The organism is Thiopseudomonas denitrificans, assembly GCF_002866065.1.
Lineage (GTDB): Bacteria > Pseudomonadota > Gammaproteobacteria > Pseudomonadales > Pseudomonadaceae > Thiopseudomonas > Thiopseudomonas denitrificans.
On record NZ_LNJZ01000008.1, the window covers coordinates 246,134 to 264,112 of the forward strand.

Annotated in this window: 21 protein-coding genes and 1 pseudogene; 15 read left to right on the forward strand and 7 right to left on the reverse strand. The window is 58.8% G+C overall.

Going from position 1 to position 17,979, the window contains the following annotated elements; all coding sequences use genetic code 11:
* Positions 1 to 29: 29 nt before the first annotated feature.
* The 10 genes from cheB to AR306_RS08865 all read left to right on the forward strand — a co-directional run bounded on the left by cheB (position 30) and on the right by AR306_RS08865 (position 10,654).
* Complete coding sequence (cheB, locus tag AR306_RS08820) at positions 30 to 1,070, forward strand: chemotaxis-specific protein-glutamate methyltransferase CheB (protein WP_101497202.1); 1,041 nt, start codon at positions 30 to 32, stop codon at positions 1,068 to 1,070.
* The gene (locus AR306_RS08825) at positions 1,067 to 2,515 is read left to right on the forward strand and encodes a CheR family methyltransferase (protein ID WP_101497203.1); all 1,449 of its coding nucleotides are present in this window, start codon (positions 1,067 to 1,069) and stop codon (positions 2,513 to 2,515) included. The genes cheB and AR306_RS08825 overlap by 4 nt, the downstream gene beginning before the upstream one ends.
* Positions 2,516 to 2,521: 6 nt before the next feature.
* On the forward strand, positions 2,522 to 4,660 hold the full coding sequence (locus tag AR306_RS08830) for a hybrid sensor histidine kinase/response regulator (protein WP_101497204.1): 2,139 nt from the start codon (positions 2,522 to 2,524) through the stop codon (positions 4,658 to 4,660).
* A 21-nt stretch (positions 4,661 to 4,681) separates the two neighbouring features.
* Positions 4,682 to 5,038: a response regulator gene (locus tag AR306_RS08835; protein WP_101497205.1), complete on the forward strand. Its 357-nt coding sequence runs from the start codon at positions 4,682 to 4,684 to the stop codon at positions 5,036 to 5,038.
* Between the two features lie 30 nt (positions 5,039 to 5,068).
* Positions 5,069 to 6,766 carry a diguanylate cyclase gene (locus AR306_RS08840; protein WP_101497206.1) on the forward strand — a complete coding sequence of 566 codons (1,698 nt, stop codon included), beginning with the start codon at positions 5,069 to 5,071 and terminating at the stop codon, positions 6,764 to 6,766.
* Positions 6,756 to 7,283 carry a chemotaxis protein CheW gene (locus AR306_RS08845; RefSeq protein ID WP_166627849.1) on the forward strand — a complete coding sequence of 176 codons (528 nt, stop codon included), beginning with the start codon at positions 6,756 to 6,758 and terminating at the stop codon, positions 7,281 to 7,283. The genes AR306_RS08840 and AR306_RS08845 overlap by 11 nt, the downstream gene beginning before the upstream one ends.
* Entirely contained in the window at positions 7,280 to 7,636 is a 357-nt protein-coding gene (locus AR306_RS08850) for a hypothetical protein (protein WP_101497208.1), read from the forward strand. Before AR306_RS08845 ends, AR306_RS08850 begins: the two co-directional genes overlap by 4 nt.
* 203 nt (positions 7,637 to 7,839) lie before the next feature.
* Entirely contained in the window at positions 7,840 to 9,699 is a 1,860-nt protein-coding gene (locus AR306_RS08855; protein WP_101497209.1) for a sensor domain-containing diguanylate cyclase, read from the forward strand.
* Complete coding sequence (locus AR306_RS13465) at positions 9,696 to 10,355, forward strand: ribonuclease domain-containing protein (RefSeq protein WP_101497210.1); 660 nt, start codon at positions 9,696 to 9,698, stop codon at positions 10,353 to 10,355. The genes AR306_RS08855 and AR306_RS13465 overlap by 4 nt, the downstream gene beginning before the upstream one ends.
* The gene (locus AR306_RS08865; protein ID WP_101497211.1) at positions 10,352 to 10,654 is read left to right on the forward strand and encodes a barstar family protein; all 303 of its coding nucleotides are present in this window, start codon (positions 10,352 to 10,354) and stop codon (positions 10,652 to 10,654) included. The genes AR306_RS13465 and AR306_RS08865 overlap by 4 nt, the downstream gene beginning before the upstream one ends.
* Before the next feature lie 52 nt (positions 10,655 to 10,706).
* On the opposite strand, the gene AR306_RS08870 is transcribed toward AR306_RS08865, so the two are convergent.
* From AR306_RS08870 to AR306_RS08885, 4 genes are all read right to left on the reverse strand, one after another.
* Positions 10,707 to 11,171, reverse strand: a complete 465-nt coding sequence (locus AR306_RS08870; RefSeq protein WP_101497212.1) for a flavodoxin family protein — start codon at positions 11,169 to 11,171, stop codon at positions 10,707 to 10,709.
* A gap of 105 nt (positions 11,172 to 11,276) precedes the next feature.
* On the reverse strand, positions 11,277 to 12,053 hold the full coding sequence (locus tag AR306_RS08875) for a lysophospholipid acyltransferase family protein (protein WP_101497213.1): 777 nt from the start codon (positions 12,051 to 12,053) through the stop codon (positions 11,277 to 11,279).
* Positions 12,054 to 12,174: 121 nt separating this feature from the next.
* Entirely contained in the window at positions 12,175 to 12,708 is a 534-nt protein-coding gene (gene gmhB / locus AR306_RS08880; protein ID WP_101497214.1) for a D-glycero-beta-D-manno-heptose 1,7-bisphosphate 7-phosphatase, read from the reverse strand.
* A gap of 220 nt (positions 12,709 to 12,928) precedes the next feature.
* Entirely contained in the window at positions 12,929 to 13,909 is a 981-nt protein-coding gene (locus tag AR306_RS08885; protein WP_101497215.1) for a bile acid:sodium symporter family protein, read from the reverse strand.
* A gap of 164 nt (positions 13,910 to 14,073) precedes the next feature.
* Here AR306_RS08885 and AR306_RS08890 point away from each other — a divergent pair.
* Positions 14,074 to 14,859: pseudogene (locus tag AR306_RS08890) on the forward strand (AraC family transcriptional regulator); the annotation flags it as partial.
* Positions 14,860 to 14,976: 117 nt separating this feature from the next.
* Here the strand turns inward: AR306_RS08890 and AR306_RS08895 are convergent.
* On the reverse strand, positions 14,977 to 15,927 hold the full coding sequence (locus tag AR306_RS08895; RefSeq protein ID WP_101497217.1) for an NAD(P)-dependent oxidoreductase: 951 nt from the start codon (positions 15,925 to 15,927) through the stop codon (positions 14,977 to 14,979).
* Positions 15,928 to 16,092: 165 nt separating this feature from the next.
* Here AR306_RS08895 and vapB point away from each other — a divergent pair, with 165 nt between their 5' ends.
* Both vapB and vapC read left to right on the forward strand, forming a co-directional pair.
* Entirely contained in the window at positions 16,093 to 16,326 is a 234-nt protein-coding gene (vapB, locus tag AR306_RS08900; RefSeq protein WP_101497218.1) for a type II toxin-antitoxin system VapB family antitoxin, read from the forward strand.
* Complete coding sequence (gene vapC / locus AR306_RS08905; RefSeq protein WP_101497219.1) at positions 16,326 to 16,730, forward strand: type II toxin-antitoxin system tRNA(fMet)-specific endonuclease VapC; 405 nt, start codon at positions 16,326 to 16,328, stop codon at positions 16,728 to 16,730. Before vapB ends, vapC begins: the two co-directional genes overlap by 1 nt.
* 11 nt (positions 16,731 to 16,741) lie before the next feature.
* Here the strand turns inward: vapC and AR306_RS08910 are convergent, their stop codons facing one another.
* Positions 16,742 to 17,053, reverse strand: coding sequence for a type II toxin-antitoxin system RelE/ParE family toxin (locus tag AR306_RS08910; RefSeq protein WP_101497220.1), 312 nt, complete (start codon positions 17,051 to 17,053; stop codon positions 16,742 to 16,744).
* 5 nt (positions 17,054 to 17,058) lie between these two features.
* A complete protein-coding gene (locus AR306_RS08915) occupies positions 17,059 to 17,313 on the reverse strand; it encodes a ribbon-helix-helix domain-containing protein (protein WP_101497308.1) in 255 nt (84 codons plus the stop codon).
* Between the two features lie 239 nt (positions 17,314 to 17,552).
* Between AR306_RS08915 and AR306_RS08920 the strand changes: the two genes are divergently transcribed.
* Positions 17,553 to 17,804 carry a Fic family protein gene (locus tag AR306_RS08920; RefSeq protein ID WP_101497221.1) on the forward strand — a complete coding sequence of 84 codons (252 nt, stop codon included), beginning with the start codon at positions 17,553 to 17,555 and terminating at the stop codon, positions 17,802 to 17,804.
* Positions 17,805 to 17,820: 16 nt separating this feature from the next.
* Entirely contained in the window at positions 17,821 to 17,949 is a 129-nt protein-coding gene (locus tag AR306_RS13730) for a Fic family protein (protein WP_407071195.1), read from the forward strand.
* The last annotated feature ends 30 nt before the right edge of the window (positions 17,950 to 17,979 follow it).

The following is a 17,979-nucleotide window of genomic DNA, read 5'->3' on the forward strand; positions in this document are numbered from 1 at the left end:
GACATCCGCTCCCACAGGAATGATCCGCCATGGCCACACAACCGGTAATTCGTGTCCTGTTGGTAGACGACAGCAGCATGGCCCGTGACCTGCTGCGCAACATCCTGCACCAATGCAGCGACATTCGCGTGGTCGGCGAAGCCGTCAACGGGCTGGAAGCGGTTGAGCTGGCCCGCCAGCTCAAACCGGACGTGATCTGCATGGATCTGGACATGCCGGTGATGAGCGGCACCGAAGCGATTGATGCCATCATGCATCAGAAAGCCATCCCGATTCTGGTGGTCAGCGCCGAAGGCGATGCACAGCAAGCCTACCAGGCGCTGAATACCGGAGCACTGGACGTCATTGCCAAGCCGGGGCTAGACCAGAGCGAAGCATCCAGGCTGGTCAACAAGGTGCGCCTGCTGGCCGGCGTCTCAGTGATAACCCGTCTGCGCGGCCGTTGCCCCGACAGCGTCCTGCTGCCGGCCCGTACCAGCCTGACAGCCACCACCCGCAGCTACCGCCATCTGGTAGCCATCGCCTGCTCCACTGGCGGGCCGCAGGCCCTGGCCTGGCTGCTGCCGCGCCTGAAAGCCGGCTTCCAGGCTCCGGTCCTGATCAGCCAACACATCAGCGACGGTTTTGTTGACGGCCTGGTCAGCTGGCTCAACACCCTGTCCAGCCTGCCGGTGAAGGTGGCAGAACACGGCGAAGCGCTGATCTGCGGGCAAGTCTACATATCACCCTCGGAAAGCCACATGACCGTTGCCGCCGGCGACCGCATCCGGCTGGTGCCACGCCAGGACAGCGATATCTATCGCCCGTGCTGCAACCTGCTGCTGGAGTCGGTGGCCACTACCCATGGTGCCGACAGCATTGGCCTGATCATGACCGGCATGGGCCGTGACGGTGCCAGCGGCATGCTGGCCATCCATGACAGCGGGGGCCTGACCCTTGCCCAGGATGAAGCCAGCTCAGTGATCTTCGGCATGAACCAGGAAGCCATCAGCATGGGCGCAATTGACCGCATCCTGCCGCTGGAGCAGATACCGGCACAGCTCAACGAGCTGGTCATGGGTGCCTCATGAACGGACTGGAACCATTCAAGCAGCTGGTCTACGACTACTCCGGCCTGATACTCGACGGCAGCATTGCCGAAGAACGCCTGCAGCAACACCTGCAAAAGACCCGACAACTGCTGGGGCTGAGTGCGGCACGGCTGCTGGAGCGCCTGTACCAGTCACGCACCGAACTGGACACCCTGATCAGCCAGCTGACCGTCAACGAGACCTATTTCTTTCGCGAGCCGGAGCAGATCGACCTGTTTGTGCAACAGCTGCTACCGCGCCTGCTGGCCACCGCCGGCGACCGCCCCCTGCGCATCCTGAGCGCCGGCTGCTCGTCGGGTGAAGAACCCTACAGCCTGGCCATGGCCATTCTCGACACCCATGGCGAAGACGTACTGCAACGGATCACCATTGACGGTGGCGATGTTGACCTGAGCATTCTCAACAAGGCCCGTCGTGCCCTGTACTCGTCTTTTTCCTTTCGCGGAGTCAGCAACGAGCTGCGCGACCGGCATTTTGACCGCACCAGTGAAGGCTACCAGCTACACGAACGGATCCGCCGCACAGTACGCTTGTTCATGCTGAACCTGATGGCCGCAGAATACGACTGCGACTACGGCCCCTATGACGTGATTTTCTTTCGTAACGTCTCCATTTACTTTGACCTGGAAACCCGAAAAAACATCCAGCACCGCTTCAAGCGCATCATGCAGCCGGATGCCACCCTGTTTCTGGGCACCACCGAAACCCTCGGCAACGATTTCGGCATTTTCCAGCTACGTGAACACAGCGGCCTGTATTACTTCGTCAAAGGCAGCCAGGTGCTGCCCGATACGCCGCAACCGCTACGCCCGGCCCCACACACAGCAATCAGGCCGGCACCCGCGCCACAGCCCCCGACGGCCAGCGACAGCCAGCCGGCCATCCCGGCACAACCAGACCCGCAGCTGGTCCGCCAGCTGTTGCACGAGGAACGCTATACCGAAGCCGCAAGCAAACTGGACCTGCTGTTGCATGCCGGCCAGCACCAGCACCCGGCCCGCCTGATGCAGGCCTGGCTATTGCTCAATACCGGCCACCTGGAGCAGGCGGCACAGCTGCTGGATGGTATTCTGCAGGAGCACCCCTGGTGTCTTGACAGCCTGCTGGCCCGTGGCCTGTGTTACAAATGGCAGCAAGACCACGAAGGCGCCTGCACCCGCTTCAAGACTGCCTGCTACGCCCATGCCGACTCCTGGTTGGCCCAATATTTCTACGGCGACTGCCTGCGCCATGACCCGCAACCGGGGGTCGCACGCGCCCCCCTGCAAGTGGCCCGGCGCATCCTGTCAGCTGCCCCGGATGCTGCCAGCGGCTGTCAGTGGCTACCGCTGGCACCACCGCCACAGGATGCATTGTTCCTGATCGAGCGGCACCTGCTTGCCTTGAAACAGGGTCTTTTGCCAGCTGACGAAACTGCGGACTGATCTACCATGGCCCTTGATATCAAGAAATTCATTCACCGTTTCATCGATGAAGCCCGCGAACAGCTGCGCATGCTGGAAGAGGGGCTTGGACAACTGGGAGCGCAAAACGGTGACAGCGAGCTGGTCAACAGCCTGTTTCGCGCGGCACATACCCTCAAGGGTTCGTCACGCATGCTCAAACTGCTATCCATTTCCGATACGGCCCATAGCCTGGAAGATGTTCTGGGTGCCCTGCGTGAACGGAAAATCGGACTGGACGATGCCACCCGCGACCTGATGCTGGAAGCTGTGGACAACCTCGGCAACCTGGTCGAGCACCTGGCCAGCCAGCCCAATCCGGCCAGCTTGCCGGAAAAATCCGTCTCGCTCTGCCAGCGCCTGAGTCGTGCCGCCAGCGGTGATGCCGCCGCCCCGCTTGCCGACACAGCGGAATTCGCTCCCGCGCAGCCGCCAACCGAAACCCGCCCCGGACCGATGCTGCGCAGCGCCGATTCCGTGCGTCTCAAACTGGACAGCCTGGAACAGCTGATCCGGCTGATGTCCGAAGTCACCATTAGCCAGGCCGGCCTGCGCGAATTGCTCGACGACGCGCGCCAGCTGGCCCGCAACTGGGATGCCACCAGCCTGCACAGCGGCAACGACAGCCGGCTGTTCGCCGACTACCAGCAGCTGTACCAGAACCTGCGCGACCTGATTGGCGCACAGGAATCACTGGTGCAAAACCTGCACGAACAGTCGCTGAGCCTGCGCATGCTGCCACTGACACAGATCCTGGAACCGGCACGCAAGCTGGTGCGCGAGCTGGGCCGGGAGCTGGAAAAGCCGGTGGAACTGCAGATTCTGGGCGAAGACATCGAACTGGACCGGCTGCTGATCGAGCAACTGACCGAGCCGGTCCAGCACCTGCTGCGCAACGCGCTGGATCACGGCCTGGAAAATGCCGCACAGCGTCAGGCCGCCGGCAAGAACGCCAAGGGATTGATCCGGATACATGCCCGCCAGGATGGCGGCTGGGTCAGTATCGACATCAGCGATGACGGGGCCGGCCTGAATGTGGATAAAATTCGCCAGAAGGCCTTGCGTCAGCAACTGTTCACTGAAGAAGAGCTGGCCAAGAAAAGCTCCGCCGAGCTGAAAAACCTGATCTTCCTGCCGGGGTTTTCCACCAGCAGCCTGATCACCGAACTGTCCGGGCGTGGTGTCGGCCTGGATGTGGTCAAGCGCAATGTCGAAGAGCTGCAAGGCATGATCGAGGTGACCAGCACCGAAGGGGGCGGCACCACCTTCAACCTGCGCCTGCCGCTGACGCTGGCCATGCTGCGCATCCTGCTGGTGGAAGCCGGCAACCACCTGCTCGCGTTTACCGCCCAGCACGTGGTGGAAATGATTTATGTTGACGAGCAGGCCATGCTCGACATCGCCGAACGCCAGGTGTTTGTCCTGCGCAACGAATTCATCCCGGTCTTTGAGCCGGCCACGCTGATCGGGCTGCCGGAGAAACGCAGCGGCATCCGGCCCAAGGCCGACAGCAGGCAGCAGCTGATGCTGGTCCTGCAGGTGCAACACGAAAAAATCGCCCTGCGCATCGACCACATGGTCGACGAACGCGACCTGGTGATCAAACCGCTGCCGGCCCACCTGGCACGACAGCCGCTGGTGGCCGGCATTGTCAACCACGACTATCGCCAACTGGTCAGCCTGCTGCATGCTCCCCAGCTATTTTCCCTGGCCCAGCGCAGCCGTGGCCACACCCGGAACAACATCCATCAGCCCGACAAGCGCCTGCATGTTCTGGTGGTGGATGACTCGCTCAATACGCGCGAAATAGAAAAAGACCTGCTCGAGGCCTGGGGCTATCAGGTAACGCTGGCTGAAGACGGCCAGGACGGCCTCAACAAGGCCCGCACTGGCGATTTTGATGCTATCCTGACCGACGTCGAAATGCCGGTCATGGACGGTTTTACCCTGACCAGCCATTTGCGCCAGGAAGAGCGCTACCGGCACACACCAATCATCATCATCACGTCCCGCGAGAAGGAAAGTGATCGCCGCCGTGGCATCGAAGTCGGTGCTGACGCCTATATCGTCAAGGGCAGCTTCGATCAGAACAGCCTGATTGATACTCTCAAGGTATTGCTGGGCTAGACAACACGCATGGAGAACAGCATGAAAATACTGGTCGTAGACGATGACCTGCTTGCCGCCGAAATGACCGGTGCCATCCTTGAAGCCAGCGGCTATCAGCCGCTGATAGCCGAAAACGCAATTGAGGGCCTTGAACTGCTTGGTACCAACCCGGATATCGCCATGGTTGTCAGCGACCTGAACATGCCGCTGGTCTCCGGCATTGATTTTTTCCGCGAGTTGCGCGAGCAGGGCCGACAGATACCCTTCATTCTGCTCACTGGTGACGCACCCGATAGCCTGCTACAGTCTGAACCTGATCTGAATGCCTGCCTGACCAAGGACTTTGACCTGGCCGAAACCCTGCCGTCGATTGTCAGTCAGTTACTGCACGCCTAGCTCCGGCCAGGCACAACGAGCAAAAACACCATGTCCAAGCAGAAAACCTCCCTGAGCGAAAAAATGGCCCGGCTGAAAGACAGCTTTGTCAGTCAGCTCCCGGAGCGCGTCAGCGAACTGGAAGATGCACTGCAACAGCTGTCAGCACCGACAGACGCCAGCAACCCTGCGCTGTGCACCTTGCACCGTCACTGGCACAGCCTGAAAGGTGCCAGCCGTATTTTCGGGTTCAACGAGCTGGCCAAGATTGCCTCACTGGCCGAAGCCGAACTACAGCCCCTGCTGGAGAGCGACAACAGCCCGGTCGACGCTGACTGGCTGGTCCACCAACAAGATCTGGTCAAAAAACTGGTCCTGCATTTCGCCAGTCTCGACCAGCGCGACGGTGTGCACAAATCCAGCTTCCAGGTGCCCTTTTTCGAGATGGGCCAGATCAATCACCACTGGCAGGAGCTGGGCTCACCGCTGATCTATGTCTGCGATGATGAAACCGAACAGGTCGAATACCTTGAATACCAGCTGCAATGCTTTGGCTATCGCGTCCGCCACTTTACCGATGTCGATGACTTCGAACAGACGGTCATGCAACAACAGCCCGACGCCATTGTCATGGACGTGCATTTTCCCCAGGGCAAGACCGCCGGTACCGAGACCCTCAACCGGGTCAACCAGCGTCTGGGTTACCAGCTGCCCGCGCTCGTCCTGTCCGGCATGGAACACTTCGAGGCCCGCCTGAGCGCCTACCGGGCCGGCTGCCGCAGTTACTTCACCAAACCGGTGAAGCCGCTGACCCTGGCCAACGCCCTTGACAAGCTGGTGCGCAAGCCCGAAACCGACCCTTATCAGGTCCTGATCGTGGATGACGAGCCTGCAGTAGCCGCCTACCACAGCCTGATTCTGGAAAACGCCGGCATCAAGGTCCGCCAGGTCCACGACCCGGCCGAGGTACTCAACGCCCTGCGCGAGTTCACTCCCGACCTGATCCTGATTGATGTCTACATGCCCGGTTGCAATGGTTACGAGCTGGCCGGCGTGATCCGCCAGGTTCCCGAGTATCTGGGCATCTCCATCATTTATCTGTCCAGCGAAACCGACCCGAAAAAACAGCTCAGTGCCATGGAAGTCGGTGTCGAGGGTTTCATTACCAAACCCGTGGTACCGGATGAGCTGGTGGCTGCGGTACTGCTGCGGGCCGAGCGCATGCGGGCCCTGCGCGGCCTGATGACCCGCGACAGCCTGACCGGCCTGTACAACCACACCACCACCACTGAAATCATCAGCGCCATTCTGGCCCAGGCCAGCCGTTACAACGAACCGCTGGTACTGGCCGCACTGGATCTGGACCTGTTCAAGCAGGTCAATGACAACTACGGACACCAGGCCGGTGACCAGGTGCTGCTGGCCCTGTCACACATGCTGAAAAACCGCCTCCGCCACGGTGATATCGTGGGCCGCTATGGCGGTGAAGAGTTTGTCATCCTGCTGCGTGATACCGATATCCAGGCGGCGCACAATCTGCTTGACCAGCTGCGCCGCGAGTTTTCAGGTATCGTCTTTTCTGCCGGCAGCGATACTTTCAGCTGCTCCTTCAGCGTTGGCCTGAGCACCTTTGTCAACTACAGCACTCTCGACGAGCTGATGCACAATGCCGACAACGCCCTGTACCAGGCCAAGGAGCTGGGCCGCAACCGCGTCATCGCCTGCAGCGGAGATCAACATGGAGACTGAACCGACAACCACCCTGGAGCAGGTTCTGGCAGAGCGGCAAACCAGCTCAAGGGAAATCATCGATGTTGACGAGCCGCAAACCCAGCTGGTGATCTTTCGCTTGTTCGACCGCCACTTTGCCTTCCCCGGCGGCTCGATCCGTGAGGTGATCAACGGCACCACGGATGTCTTTTATGTTCCCGGCATGCACGCTTCGGTAGAGGGCGTGATGAATTTGCGGGGTGATATCCAGTCGGTACTGTCCCTCAACGGGTTGCTGCACCTGCCCGACAGCGACGTCCAGGAGCCCGCTCGAGCCATACTGCTGGGTTCCGGTGCCGGCATCCAGACCGGCATCCGTATCGACCAATTGCTGGACGTCACCGAGGTTGCACAAAGCCGCCTTAAACCGCCCCTCGACAGCCTGCCCGACCATCTGAAGCCGCTGGTTAGCGCCCTGCTCGACTTTGATGGTCTGCCGGTTACCCTGCTGGATCTGGATCTGGTCCTGCAAGCCTGGCAACAGCACCTGCCATGAGCAGCCTGGCCGTCGTGGTCTGGTCTGCCGGTAGCCAGCTGTTTGCCCTCGAAGCCAGCCGGATCAGGGCCTTGCAACCCTATAGCCCTGACCCCGCTCCCCTGCACCTGCACCAGCTGTTGCCCGGGCTGGTCATAGAGCCCGCATTGTTCTGCCTGGGGTGCCAAACGGCTGACGACCAGCTGTGCTGGCTTGCCATTGGCAGTGAACCGCAACATGTACAGCTGTCCACCGACAGCATCCAGCCCCTGCCCGCAGCCCTGCAACATGCACGGCAACATCCGGCACTGCGTGCACTGGCCTGGTACCAAAACCGGCCACTGACAGTACTGGACGGCACGCTACTGTCATGATGTTACAATCGCCCGCACCCCGGGCAGGTGCCGCTCTTTTCCTGGCTATCACAGTGATAACAAAAAACAATCATCCCTTGTAAAATAACACGTATAGTCAAGCACGCCAGCGCTCCTTCAAGCGATATTATAAAACCGGCATACATCCGGTACTGACAGCATGATGCGCATAACTCTGTCCCTTCCGATGCCGCAGGGTCCTTATGAAAAAAATGTCCAAGGCCGAGCAACGCATTACTCTGGCCACCGCCCTGCTGGTTCTGCTAACCGGCATACTGGTCAGTATTGCCGCAACCCTGCCGCTATATCGCTCGGTACGGGGACAGATCGAAGCAGTCAGCCTGGCCAACGCCCATGCCCGGCAGGTCAGCCTGGAACACCAGCTCAATGGTTACCGCAACATAGCCGACCAGTTCAGCAGCCGCACGGAAATCCGTCGGCAACTGCAGGCCTGGCTCAACGGCGAAATCAGTCTGGAAGCCCTTCAGGCATTCACCCTGCCACGCCTGCTGGAGCCTGCCGGCCGGGCCGGGCAGCTGGCTGCCATGTTCCGTATCAGCCAGGGAACAACCATCGCTGCGCTGGGTGCAGAAGCTGGCCGGCTGCCGCTTGCGGCACTCCATCCGGTTGAAACAAACTTTGCCTTTCATCTGCTGGAAGATGGCCCGCAACCCTTGCTGCTGATCCAGACCAGCGCCCCCATCCTCGACACCCACGGTGCCGTGCTGGGCCATGACATCCTGTTCTTCTACCCCGAAAAACTGCTCCATCATCTGCAGGATTTTGGCAGCTACGGCCAGCAGGCCGATGTCTTTCTCTACCAGCCCGACCAGGAGCTGATCCTCGGCCTCCTGCCAGAAAACGGCGAGCCACGCATTGCTGTACGCCCCGAAGCCTTGCAACTGCTAACGGACACGCCCGCCTTGCGGCAGGCCGGCCTGCATGAAAAGCGCAATGGCCAAACCACCATGTTCATCACCCAACCGTTTGACCACAGCTCGACCCTGCTGGTCATCCGCATAGGCAAGCATTCCTTTTACACCCTGGCCTACCATGGCCTGGCCGGTGTGCACCTGCTTATTTTCAGCCTGCTGCTGCTGGCCATCATCGCCAGCCGCGAAGCTATCAGGCCATTGATCTCGACGCTGACACGGCAGACACGGCAACTGGAAGAGAGCCAGGCCGAGCTGCAACTGGCCGCCAGCGTATTCGAGAATACCCGCGAGGCCATTGCGATCACCGATACCAGTCTGCATCTGGTCCGCGCCAACCAGGCCATGCAGCTGCTGTGCAAGCACAACCAGGACGAGTTGTCCGGAACGCCACTGAGCCAGTGCCTGAATATCCCCGGCCACGAAAACGAGCCGTTTTTCCTGTTACGCCAGTTGTGCGAACAAGGACGCTGGCAAGGTGAGGTCACCCACTCAAATACCCACACCGGCGTGCGGCGCACCAGCCTGCTGAACGTCAGCACCGTACATGACAAGAACGGCGCACCGCTTTACTACATCCATATCTTCAGTGACATCACGGCCCGTACCGAGGCCGAACAAAAAGTACGCCACCTGGCAGAACATGACGCCCTCACCGGCCTGCTCAATCGCAGCAGCATATTGCTGCGCATCCAGGAGACCATCGAGCAACAAATCCCCTTTTCCATACTGTTCATCGACCTGGATCAGTTCAAGCCGGTCAACGACCTGTACGGCCACCATGCCGGCGACACCACCTTGCGGCTGGTTACCGAGCGCCTACGACACGTAACCCGCACCCACGACACACTGGCCCGACTGGGAGGGGATGAATTCCTGCTCATGTTGGCCACGCCGAGCGGCAAGGACTTTGTCACCCGCATCGCGGCTGATGTCCTGCATCAACTGATGCGGCCATTTGACATTGACGGAACCCGGCTGGAAATTGGTGCCTCAATCGGCATTGCCCACTATCCCGAGCACGGCAATACTGCCGATGCCATCATTCATGCCGCCGACCTGGCCATGTATTGCGCCAAGCGCAGCGGCGGCAACCGGTTTTCCATTGCAAACGGACACAACAATTCATGAGCAGCCAGCACGGCCATATCAAATACTGGAACAACACCAAGGGCTACGGCTTCATCGCCCGCGAGCATGGCGACGACATCTTTGTACACATCAGCCAACTCAACCGGGGAATTGAGCCACGCACCGGGCTTGAGGTCGGTTTCGATCTGAAGCAGGACGAGCACGGCCGCTGGCAGGCACAGAACGTGCACCTGCTGTACGGCCACCAGCCTGCCGACGTGCCGGTCGGCACCCTGCAGCGCCTGTGGCGACTGGTCCTGATGGTTGCCGCCGTGGTGCTGGCCGGCTTCATTCTGGTCAAGAGCATCACGCCTTTCTATTCCATGCAGGGTGCCACGCAAACACAGGTGCAGGTTGCGGCCGGTCCCTTGCTGCCCGGCAGTCCGCACGCGGACAATCCCCAGTTGCAGCACACCCTGAAGCTGATCCTGCAAGGCGGTCCCTATCCGTACCGCCAGGACAACGGCATCTTCCATAACCGTGAACGCCTGCTGCCACAAAAGCAGCCCGGCTATTACCGCGAATACACCGTACCCACGCCCGGTGCCAGCGACCGCAGCACCAGACGCGTAGTGACCGGCGGCAACCCGCCCGAGATCTGGTACTACACCCAGGACCACTACCGCTCGTTCATCCGGCTGGAGGTGCAGCCATGATCACCAGCACGCTATTGCTGCCTGAAACGGCAGACAAGCCCGCCCTGCTGCAGGCGTTTGCCACCCACTGTAGTTTTGGTGAAGGCTTTGGTTTCAACTGGGATGCGCTCTGGGATTCATTCAATGACTGGCTGGAACGGCAGCAGATGCCGCTGTGCCTGATCATCAACGGCGAGCAGGTGCGGCAGCTGGATACTGCAGCCTGGCAGCAGTGTCGGCAGATACTGGATGACGCCTGCACCAGCTGGCCGCAGTTCAGTTACCGGCTCGAAGCCATGGCGCAGCAGGAAGATTGCTGAAGGCTGCAGTCCCTCAAGCCTGGGTTGCGCCTCTGTTACAGCCTGGTTCTGACTAGAAAATACCCTCTTCCAGTCCGGCGGCAAAAGCCTGGCCCAGCTCGTGGCACTGCTGCAGAAAACCGTCCTGCCAGACCCCGCGGCAGACCATGGCCTCCTGCACCTGGCGCCAGCGCAAACCGGTCAGGATGCTATCAATCGCCCGCTGCGTGCCTGTACCATCATGGCCGGCACGTATCACCACGGCACAGGGCAAACCCTGCTTCTGCTCCAGCACCGGATAATAGACACGGTCAAAGAAGTCCTTCAGCGCACCACTCATGTAACCCAGGTTTTCCGGCGTGAACAGGATGATGCCATCAGCACACAACACATCCTGTATCGTCGTTTGCAGAGCGGCCTGCTTGCGTGCGATCACCTGCTGTGCGCCGGCACTGCGGGCGCCTTCCAGCAGGGATGCAACCATCCGTTCCGTATTGCCGGATGGCGCATGGGCCACAATCAACAGATTCTTGCTCATACCGCCTCCTGATTACTGTATCAGCTACAGGCTAACAACCGGAAGATATTGATGCCAGTGCGCAAAAGTATGCAAAGCGTGTCTGTGGTGAGCCAAAAGCGGTGATCAGATGCCGTACTGCTCCCTGAGCGCCTGCCAGTTCTCATCGCTCAGCGAACCGATTTCATGCTGCGCCTGCGCCACCCAGAGGAAGGCGCGCTGATTGAGCTCGGCAATGGAAGCCGAGTCCGTGCCTTCGGCAGTCATGGGCGGGCCAATCACCACATCCACGGTGCCGGACGCCTTGCGCCAGTCCAGCTTGGGCCAGAACTGGCCGGCATTGTGTGCCACCGGCAACACCGGCAGGCCGGCATGGGCGGCAAGGGATGCGCCACCGCGGGAAAACTTGCCGATCCTGCCTGGCGGCACACGGGTACCCTCGGGAAAGATCAGCAACCAGTTACCCTTGGCCAGACGGGCCGCGCCCTCTTGCGCCACCTGTCGCAGCGCCTGCTTGGGCTGTTCACGGTTGATGGCAATCGGCTTGATCATGCGCAGCGCCCAGCCAAATACGGGGATGTTCAGCAGCTCGCGCTTGAGTACCTGGCTCAGCGGCTGAAAATACGAAGAAAGGTAAAAAGTTTCCCAGGCACTCTGATGCTTGGCCAGGATCACGCAGGGCTGCGCTGGAATGTTTTCCAGCCCGCGCACCCGGTAACGAATGCCCAGTATCCAGCGCGCCAGCCAGAGCGCAACCCGGCTCCAGGCCACGGCGATCATGCGGTAGCGCCAGCGATACGGAAGAAAGGGACCAATCAGCAAGGACGGCGGCAGCCACAGCAAGGTGGTAACTGCCAACAGAAAGTAAAAGACGATGGTTCTAACAGCGCTGATCATACCCATCAGGGATTCCTTGCATGTCGGTGCGGTTTAACGGCCTATTATACGCTGCCCCGCATGCCAGCGTGAAAGAAGCGCCCGCAGGCAGCCGGCAATGAAAGAATCAGGGATAGCAGCAGGCCACTCAGCCTTGCAGCAAGGCGTCGGCAACCGCTGCCAGATCGGCAAACACCAGCGTGCCTGTTGGCAGCTGCTTACCGGCCGTTTCTGTCCCCTTGCCGGTCTTCACCAATACCGGCTGCGCGCCAACAGTCACCGCTGCCTGCAGGTCACGCAGGCTGTCACCGGCAAACCAGACTCCTTCCAGACTGGTATCGTAATGGCGGGCAATCTGCAGCAGCAGGCCGATATCCGGCTTGCGGCAATCACAACCGTCATCCGGTCCATGCGGACAAAAAGCGATCAGGCCGATCTCGGCGCCATGCTCTGCCAGCAGGGCACGCAGCTTGTCATGCATGGCATGCAGGGTGGCTTCATCGTAGTAGCCACGGGCCAGCCCGGACTGGTTGGTCGCCACCGCCACCGTCCAGCCGGCATGATGCAGCCGGGCGATCGCCTCGATGGCACCGGGCAGCGGCTGCCACTCGTCCACAGTCTTGATGTAGGCATCCGAGTCGTGGTTGATGACACCATCACGGTCGAGAATGATCAGTTTCATGGCCGGCCTGTCTGCTTGCTGAATTCTTGAAAGCGCCCATTGTACGCAGCTTTGCCAGCAACACAAAAAACAGGCCTTGCGGTCAATTCATGCACGGGGCGTTGTGCGAATGAATTCGCACCTACAAATGCACTGGCCCGCAACCAGCTGTAGGTCCGGATTTATCCGGACAAACCCGGCAAAGCCGGGCAGCAGGGAGCATGTGCGAATGAATTCACACCTACTGTTCCTCACGCCGTGCATAATGCTGAGCCAGCACCGCACATACCATCAGCTGGATCTGGTGAAAGATCATCAGCGGCAGAATCGCCGGCCCCACCGCACCGCCGGCAAACAGCACCTGCGCCATCGGCACACCGGTGGCCATGCTCTTTTTCGAGCCACAGAAAACAATGGTAATCTCGTCTTCCTTGTTGAAACCCATCGCTCTGGAACTCCAGGTCGTGACCACCAGCACAATCGCCAGAATCACCGAACAAACCGCGATCAGGATCAGCAACGAAACAGGGGGAACCGTGCTCCACAGACCGCCCACCACCGCCGCGCTAAATGCGGTATATACCACCAGCAGAATGGAACTCTGGTCGATATAGCGCAGCCAGACGCGGTTGTTATCGACAAAATTTCCAATCCAGCGACGCATGTAATGTCCGAGCAGGAAAGGGAACAACAGCTGCAAGCTGATCTTGATGATGGCTTCAAGCATACCGGCAGTGCCGGCATCGGCATCCAGCATCAGCTTGACCAGCATCGGCGTCACCAGGATACCGACCAGGCTGGACGCTGACGCCGCACAGACCGCCGCCGGAATATTGCCACGCGCCATCGAGGTGAAGGCAATCGCCGACTGCACCGTACCCGGTAGCGCCGCCAGATATAGCATCCCGACCCACAACTCATTGCCCAGCAACGGCCTGAGTACCGGCGTCAGCGCCACCATCAGCAGCGGGAAGAAAATGAAGGTGAAGGCAAAAATCAACAGGTGCAGCCGCCAGTGCAGCGCACCGGCAATGATCGCCTGACGCGACAACTTGGCCCCATGCAGAAAAAACAGCAGGGCAATCGCCGCATTGGTCAGCCATTGGAAAAATACCGCACCGGAGCCCTGTGCGGGCACAAAGGTCGCCGCCAAAATCACGCCGATGATGATCAACGTGTAATTGTCGAACACCATGCGCAGGCGCGCGTAAAAAACAGACATGAGACAAATCCTTGTTAAACCTACTGAACAATTACCGCCCCGGTACGGGCGCCTGTCATATTGTGCGAAGTCACAGAAGCCACATCCACACCCGCCCACACCATTGGCGTGGACGCTACTCTAACCGCAAGCTAAACTTCCGGCTAACGCCAAACAGTCAAAGAATTGCTGTAAACGGACATTCCGGGTATCTAGATATGGATCTGAGCACACTCAAACAGCTGCCACGCCCAATTTATGGCCAGGCAGAAACCCTGCCCAACCTGGCGCTGGGCTATCGGCACAGCCATGCCTGGCTACAGTTTTCCTATGCCAGCCAGGGCGTACTGGATGTACATACCGACAGCGGCCGCTACCTGGCCCCCCCGCAGCGTGCAGTATGGATTCCGGCCGGGATCGAACACCGGGTACGCTGCACCCGGCAAACCCAAATCCGCAGCCTCTACATCGACCCTGCCGCCCTGCAACAGCCCCTGACCGAAACCTGTGTGGTGCAAGTTAGCCCGCTGCTGCGCGAACTGGTACGCAACTTCAGCCAGATGCCGGTCGAATACGACCAGCAGGGACACGAGGGCCGGCTGGTGCAGGTGCTACTCGACCAGCTGCAACTGGCACCACAGGTTGCATCCATGCTGCCTCTGCCAGCCGATCCACGCCTGCAACAAATCACCGGTCAGCTGCAGCAACACCCGGATGACACCACCACACTGGCCGAATGGGCTGTGCGTCTTGGTGTCGCCGAAAAAACCCTCAGCCGGCTATTTCGCCAGCAAACCGGTCTGACCTTCCGCCTCTGGCGCCAGCGCCTGCGCCTGTTCAGCGCCCTGCCCCGGCTGGAACAACAACAGCCGGTGACCGATGTAGCACTGGACTGTGGCTACGAATCCGTCTCTGCTTTCATTAATGCCTTTAATCAGCAGTTTGGCTGTACGCCCGGCGAGTTTTTCAGACCGGGCAATGAAAACAACCAGCCCAGAAACAACTTCTATGATGACACCGGAAGTGTCAGAGAGGAGTTTTTATCCGAACGTACCAGCCCTGGACGTGAAGAGCCCTAACACCCGAAATCAAAGCACGATATTTTCCTGCGCGCCCTGCTGCCATTGCCGGATATTGTCGAAGGTAATATCCGCTCTGCGCTCCAGTGCCTCGTCAGTCGCATAACCAACATGCGGCACAATAATGGTATTGGGCGCACCCAGCATCGGATAGTCAGCCGGAATCGGCGGCTCCATATCCGTACGGTCCAGACCGGCACCGGCAATGGTACCCTTGTGCAGCGCCTCGGCCAACGCATTGTTGTCCACAACAGGACCAACCGCAGTATTGATCAGGATGGAAGTGGGCTTCATCAGCTGCAGACGCTCGGCGTTGATCAGATGCCTGGTGTCATCCGTAAGCGGCGTGTGAATGCTCACAATGTCGCTTTCCTTCAACACGGACTCCAGAGGCATGTAGGTAACGCCCTTCTGCACCAGCTCCGGCTTCTCGCTTCTGTTCCAGGCAACCACCCTGCAGCCAAACGCCAGACCCAGCTCGGCCACTGCCGCACCAATCTCTCCGGTCCCCAGCACGCCCAGCGTCTTGCCGTACAAATCGGACTGCCGGTAGCCGTCCTTGGTGCCGCCCTGCCGTGCGATACCATCCAGCGGCACCACACTACGCAGCAGGCCGATCATTAGGCCAAAGGCTATTTCGGCAACCGAGCGGGTGCTATAACCGGCAGCATTGGATACCTTCACGCCCTGCTTCTTGCACTGCTCCAGGTCGATATGATCAAAGCCCGTAAACGCCACCGAGATGAACTTCAGTTTTTCTGCAGCCGCAATCACCGCACCACTGAGCGGCATATTGGCCAGAATCAGCACATCCGCATCCTTGACGGCTACCTTGAGACTTTCATCATCGGTCGGGCCTTCATGAACCACCAGCTCATGCCCAAGCTCCAGAAACGGCCTGGTCAGACTTTCCAGCTTGGCCGCGGAAATACCCAGCGATTGCAGCATTACGATCTTCATTGCTCTCCCCTTCACGGAATTCTTCATGTGCAGGATGGTACCAAAAACTGTGGCTGGTTATTTTTAGCCTGCGACTCGCGGCCATGGATAACGGATTTTACGGTGCATATTGCTACCACACCAAAAGGACTATATATTTTATGTATATAGCTCGGAGGGATCACCATGCATACAGGAACCGTATTTGAAAACAATCGCACCCAGGCGGTACGCCTGCCAGTCGGTGTGCGTTTTGACGACAACGTAAAAAAGGTACTGATCCGCAAGCTGGGCAAGGAACGCATACTGACCCCCGTTGACCATGTCTGGGACAGCTTCTTTCATGCCAGCGAAGGCGTTAGCGAAGACTTTTTGCCCGAGCGCGCCAGTCAGCAACAGTCTGAACGGGAAGAGTTCTGATGCTCAGATACATGCTGGACACCAACATTGCCATCTACGTCATCAAGCGCCGGCCGCTAGAGGTACTGGGCACATTCAACCGCATGGCCAGCATGATGTGCGTCAGCAGCATTACCGAAGCCGAACTGTTGCATGGCGCTGAAAAAAGCCAGCGACGCGAGCATAACCTGCATCAGGTCGCCGACTTTCTATCCAGACTGGAAGTGTTGCCCTACACCAGCAAGGCAGCCGGTCATTATGGGGATATCCGTGCCGAACTTGAGCGAAAAGGCACGCCGATTGGCATCAACGACCTGCATATCGCCGCTCATGCACGCAGTGAAGGGCTGGTGCTGGTCAGCAATAATCTGAAGGAGTTTGAACGGGTGGCCGGTTTGCGGATGGAGAACTGGATAGACCAATAACCCTTGTTCACTCAAACATCATCCTGTTGAAAGTGTTTTATCTGGTGCATACGCTCATGCAGTATGGTGACAATTCCAACCGCCCCGTCAGACAGCCAGCGCCAGTAAACGAAATGCTTTTCGTAGCGGTAGTAAAAACCCTCAACACCGAATTCGGCGGGTACTGGCCTGGAAGCGACTCCATGTGTCTTTATCCTGGAAAAAGACTGAAACAGGCCGGTAATGTAACGCTCTGCCTGCTGCTCACCCCAGTGCTGACGGGTGTAACGATAGATTTCATCCAGCCGGACAGAAGCTGACTGCTGGACGCGCACGCTATCCACGATAGTCAGCCCTGATTGCGGGCAATCACGTCCGCTGCACTCAGCGGCTGATAAGAAGATTCCGGAGCATCAAACGCCAAAGTCAGCTCGGCTTTGAGCCTATCAAAAGCTTCGGCCTCAACCCGTTCCTTGTCGCGCCTGATCAGATCACGAATGTATTCACTCACGTTGTCATAGGCTCCGTGCTCACCTGTGTTGGCGGCAACAAAATCACTGAGCGGGCCTTTAAGGCGGACGGTCATGGTAGTAGTACGTGGCATGATTTCATGCACCTTGCAAAAAGCCTGTAAGGAATATAACCAATAAGCACTACAGGCTCAACAGCTCCGAATCACTGCAGTCATGCCTGCTGCCGTAGGTGCGAATTTATTCGCACAAAAGCACGACAAATTCAGCGACACAATGCTGTCGTGCTTTGCCACGACAGCACCAACCCACAAAAGCAGTGCGCAGCAGCATCCAGCTGCCCAAGCTGACCAGGTAGCTCAATAAAACTGAAATGGGACTGCTGCCGGTAGAGATCGTCATTCGGTCACGCCAGACCGAATACTATCAATGCCTGGGCGAAGCCGATGAGCAGGCGGATTGCACTGGGTTCATTGAGTTTATGTTGCCGGCCATCAAGCAGTCGCTTGAAGAAGGAATTGAACAGCAAGCTGGGCTAGAGTCAGAATTGGCGAAAGAAGTGATTCAGTTGCTGGTCAGCGGCCCCCTTGAGCCGCACAGAAATCGCCAGAGCGCTTGGCCATAAAAGCGTATCAAGTGGCTTGAATCGACAAATCAAATGGCTGCTTGAGCATGAGTATATCGAATATACCCTTCCTGATAAGCCCAATAGTCGCTTGCAGAAATATCGCTTAACCACTCGTGGCACAACTGTTTTGCAGAACCAATGAAACAAAAAGGGCGCTGAAAACAGCGCCCTT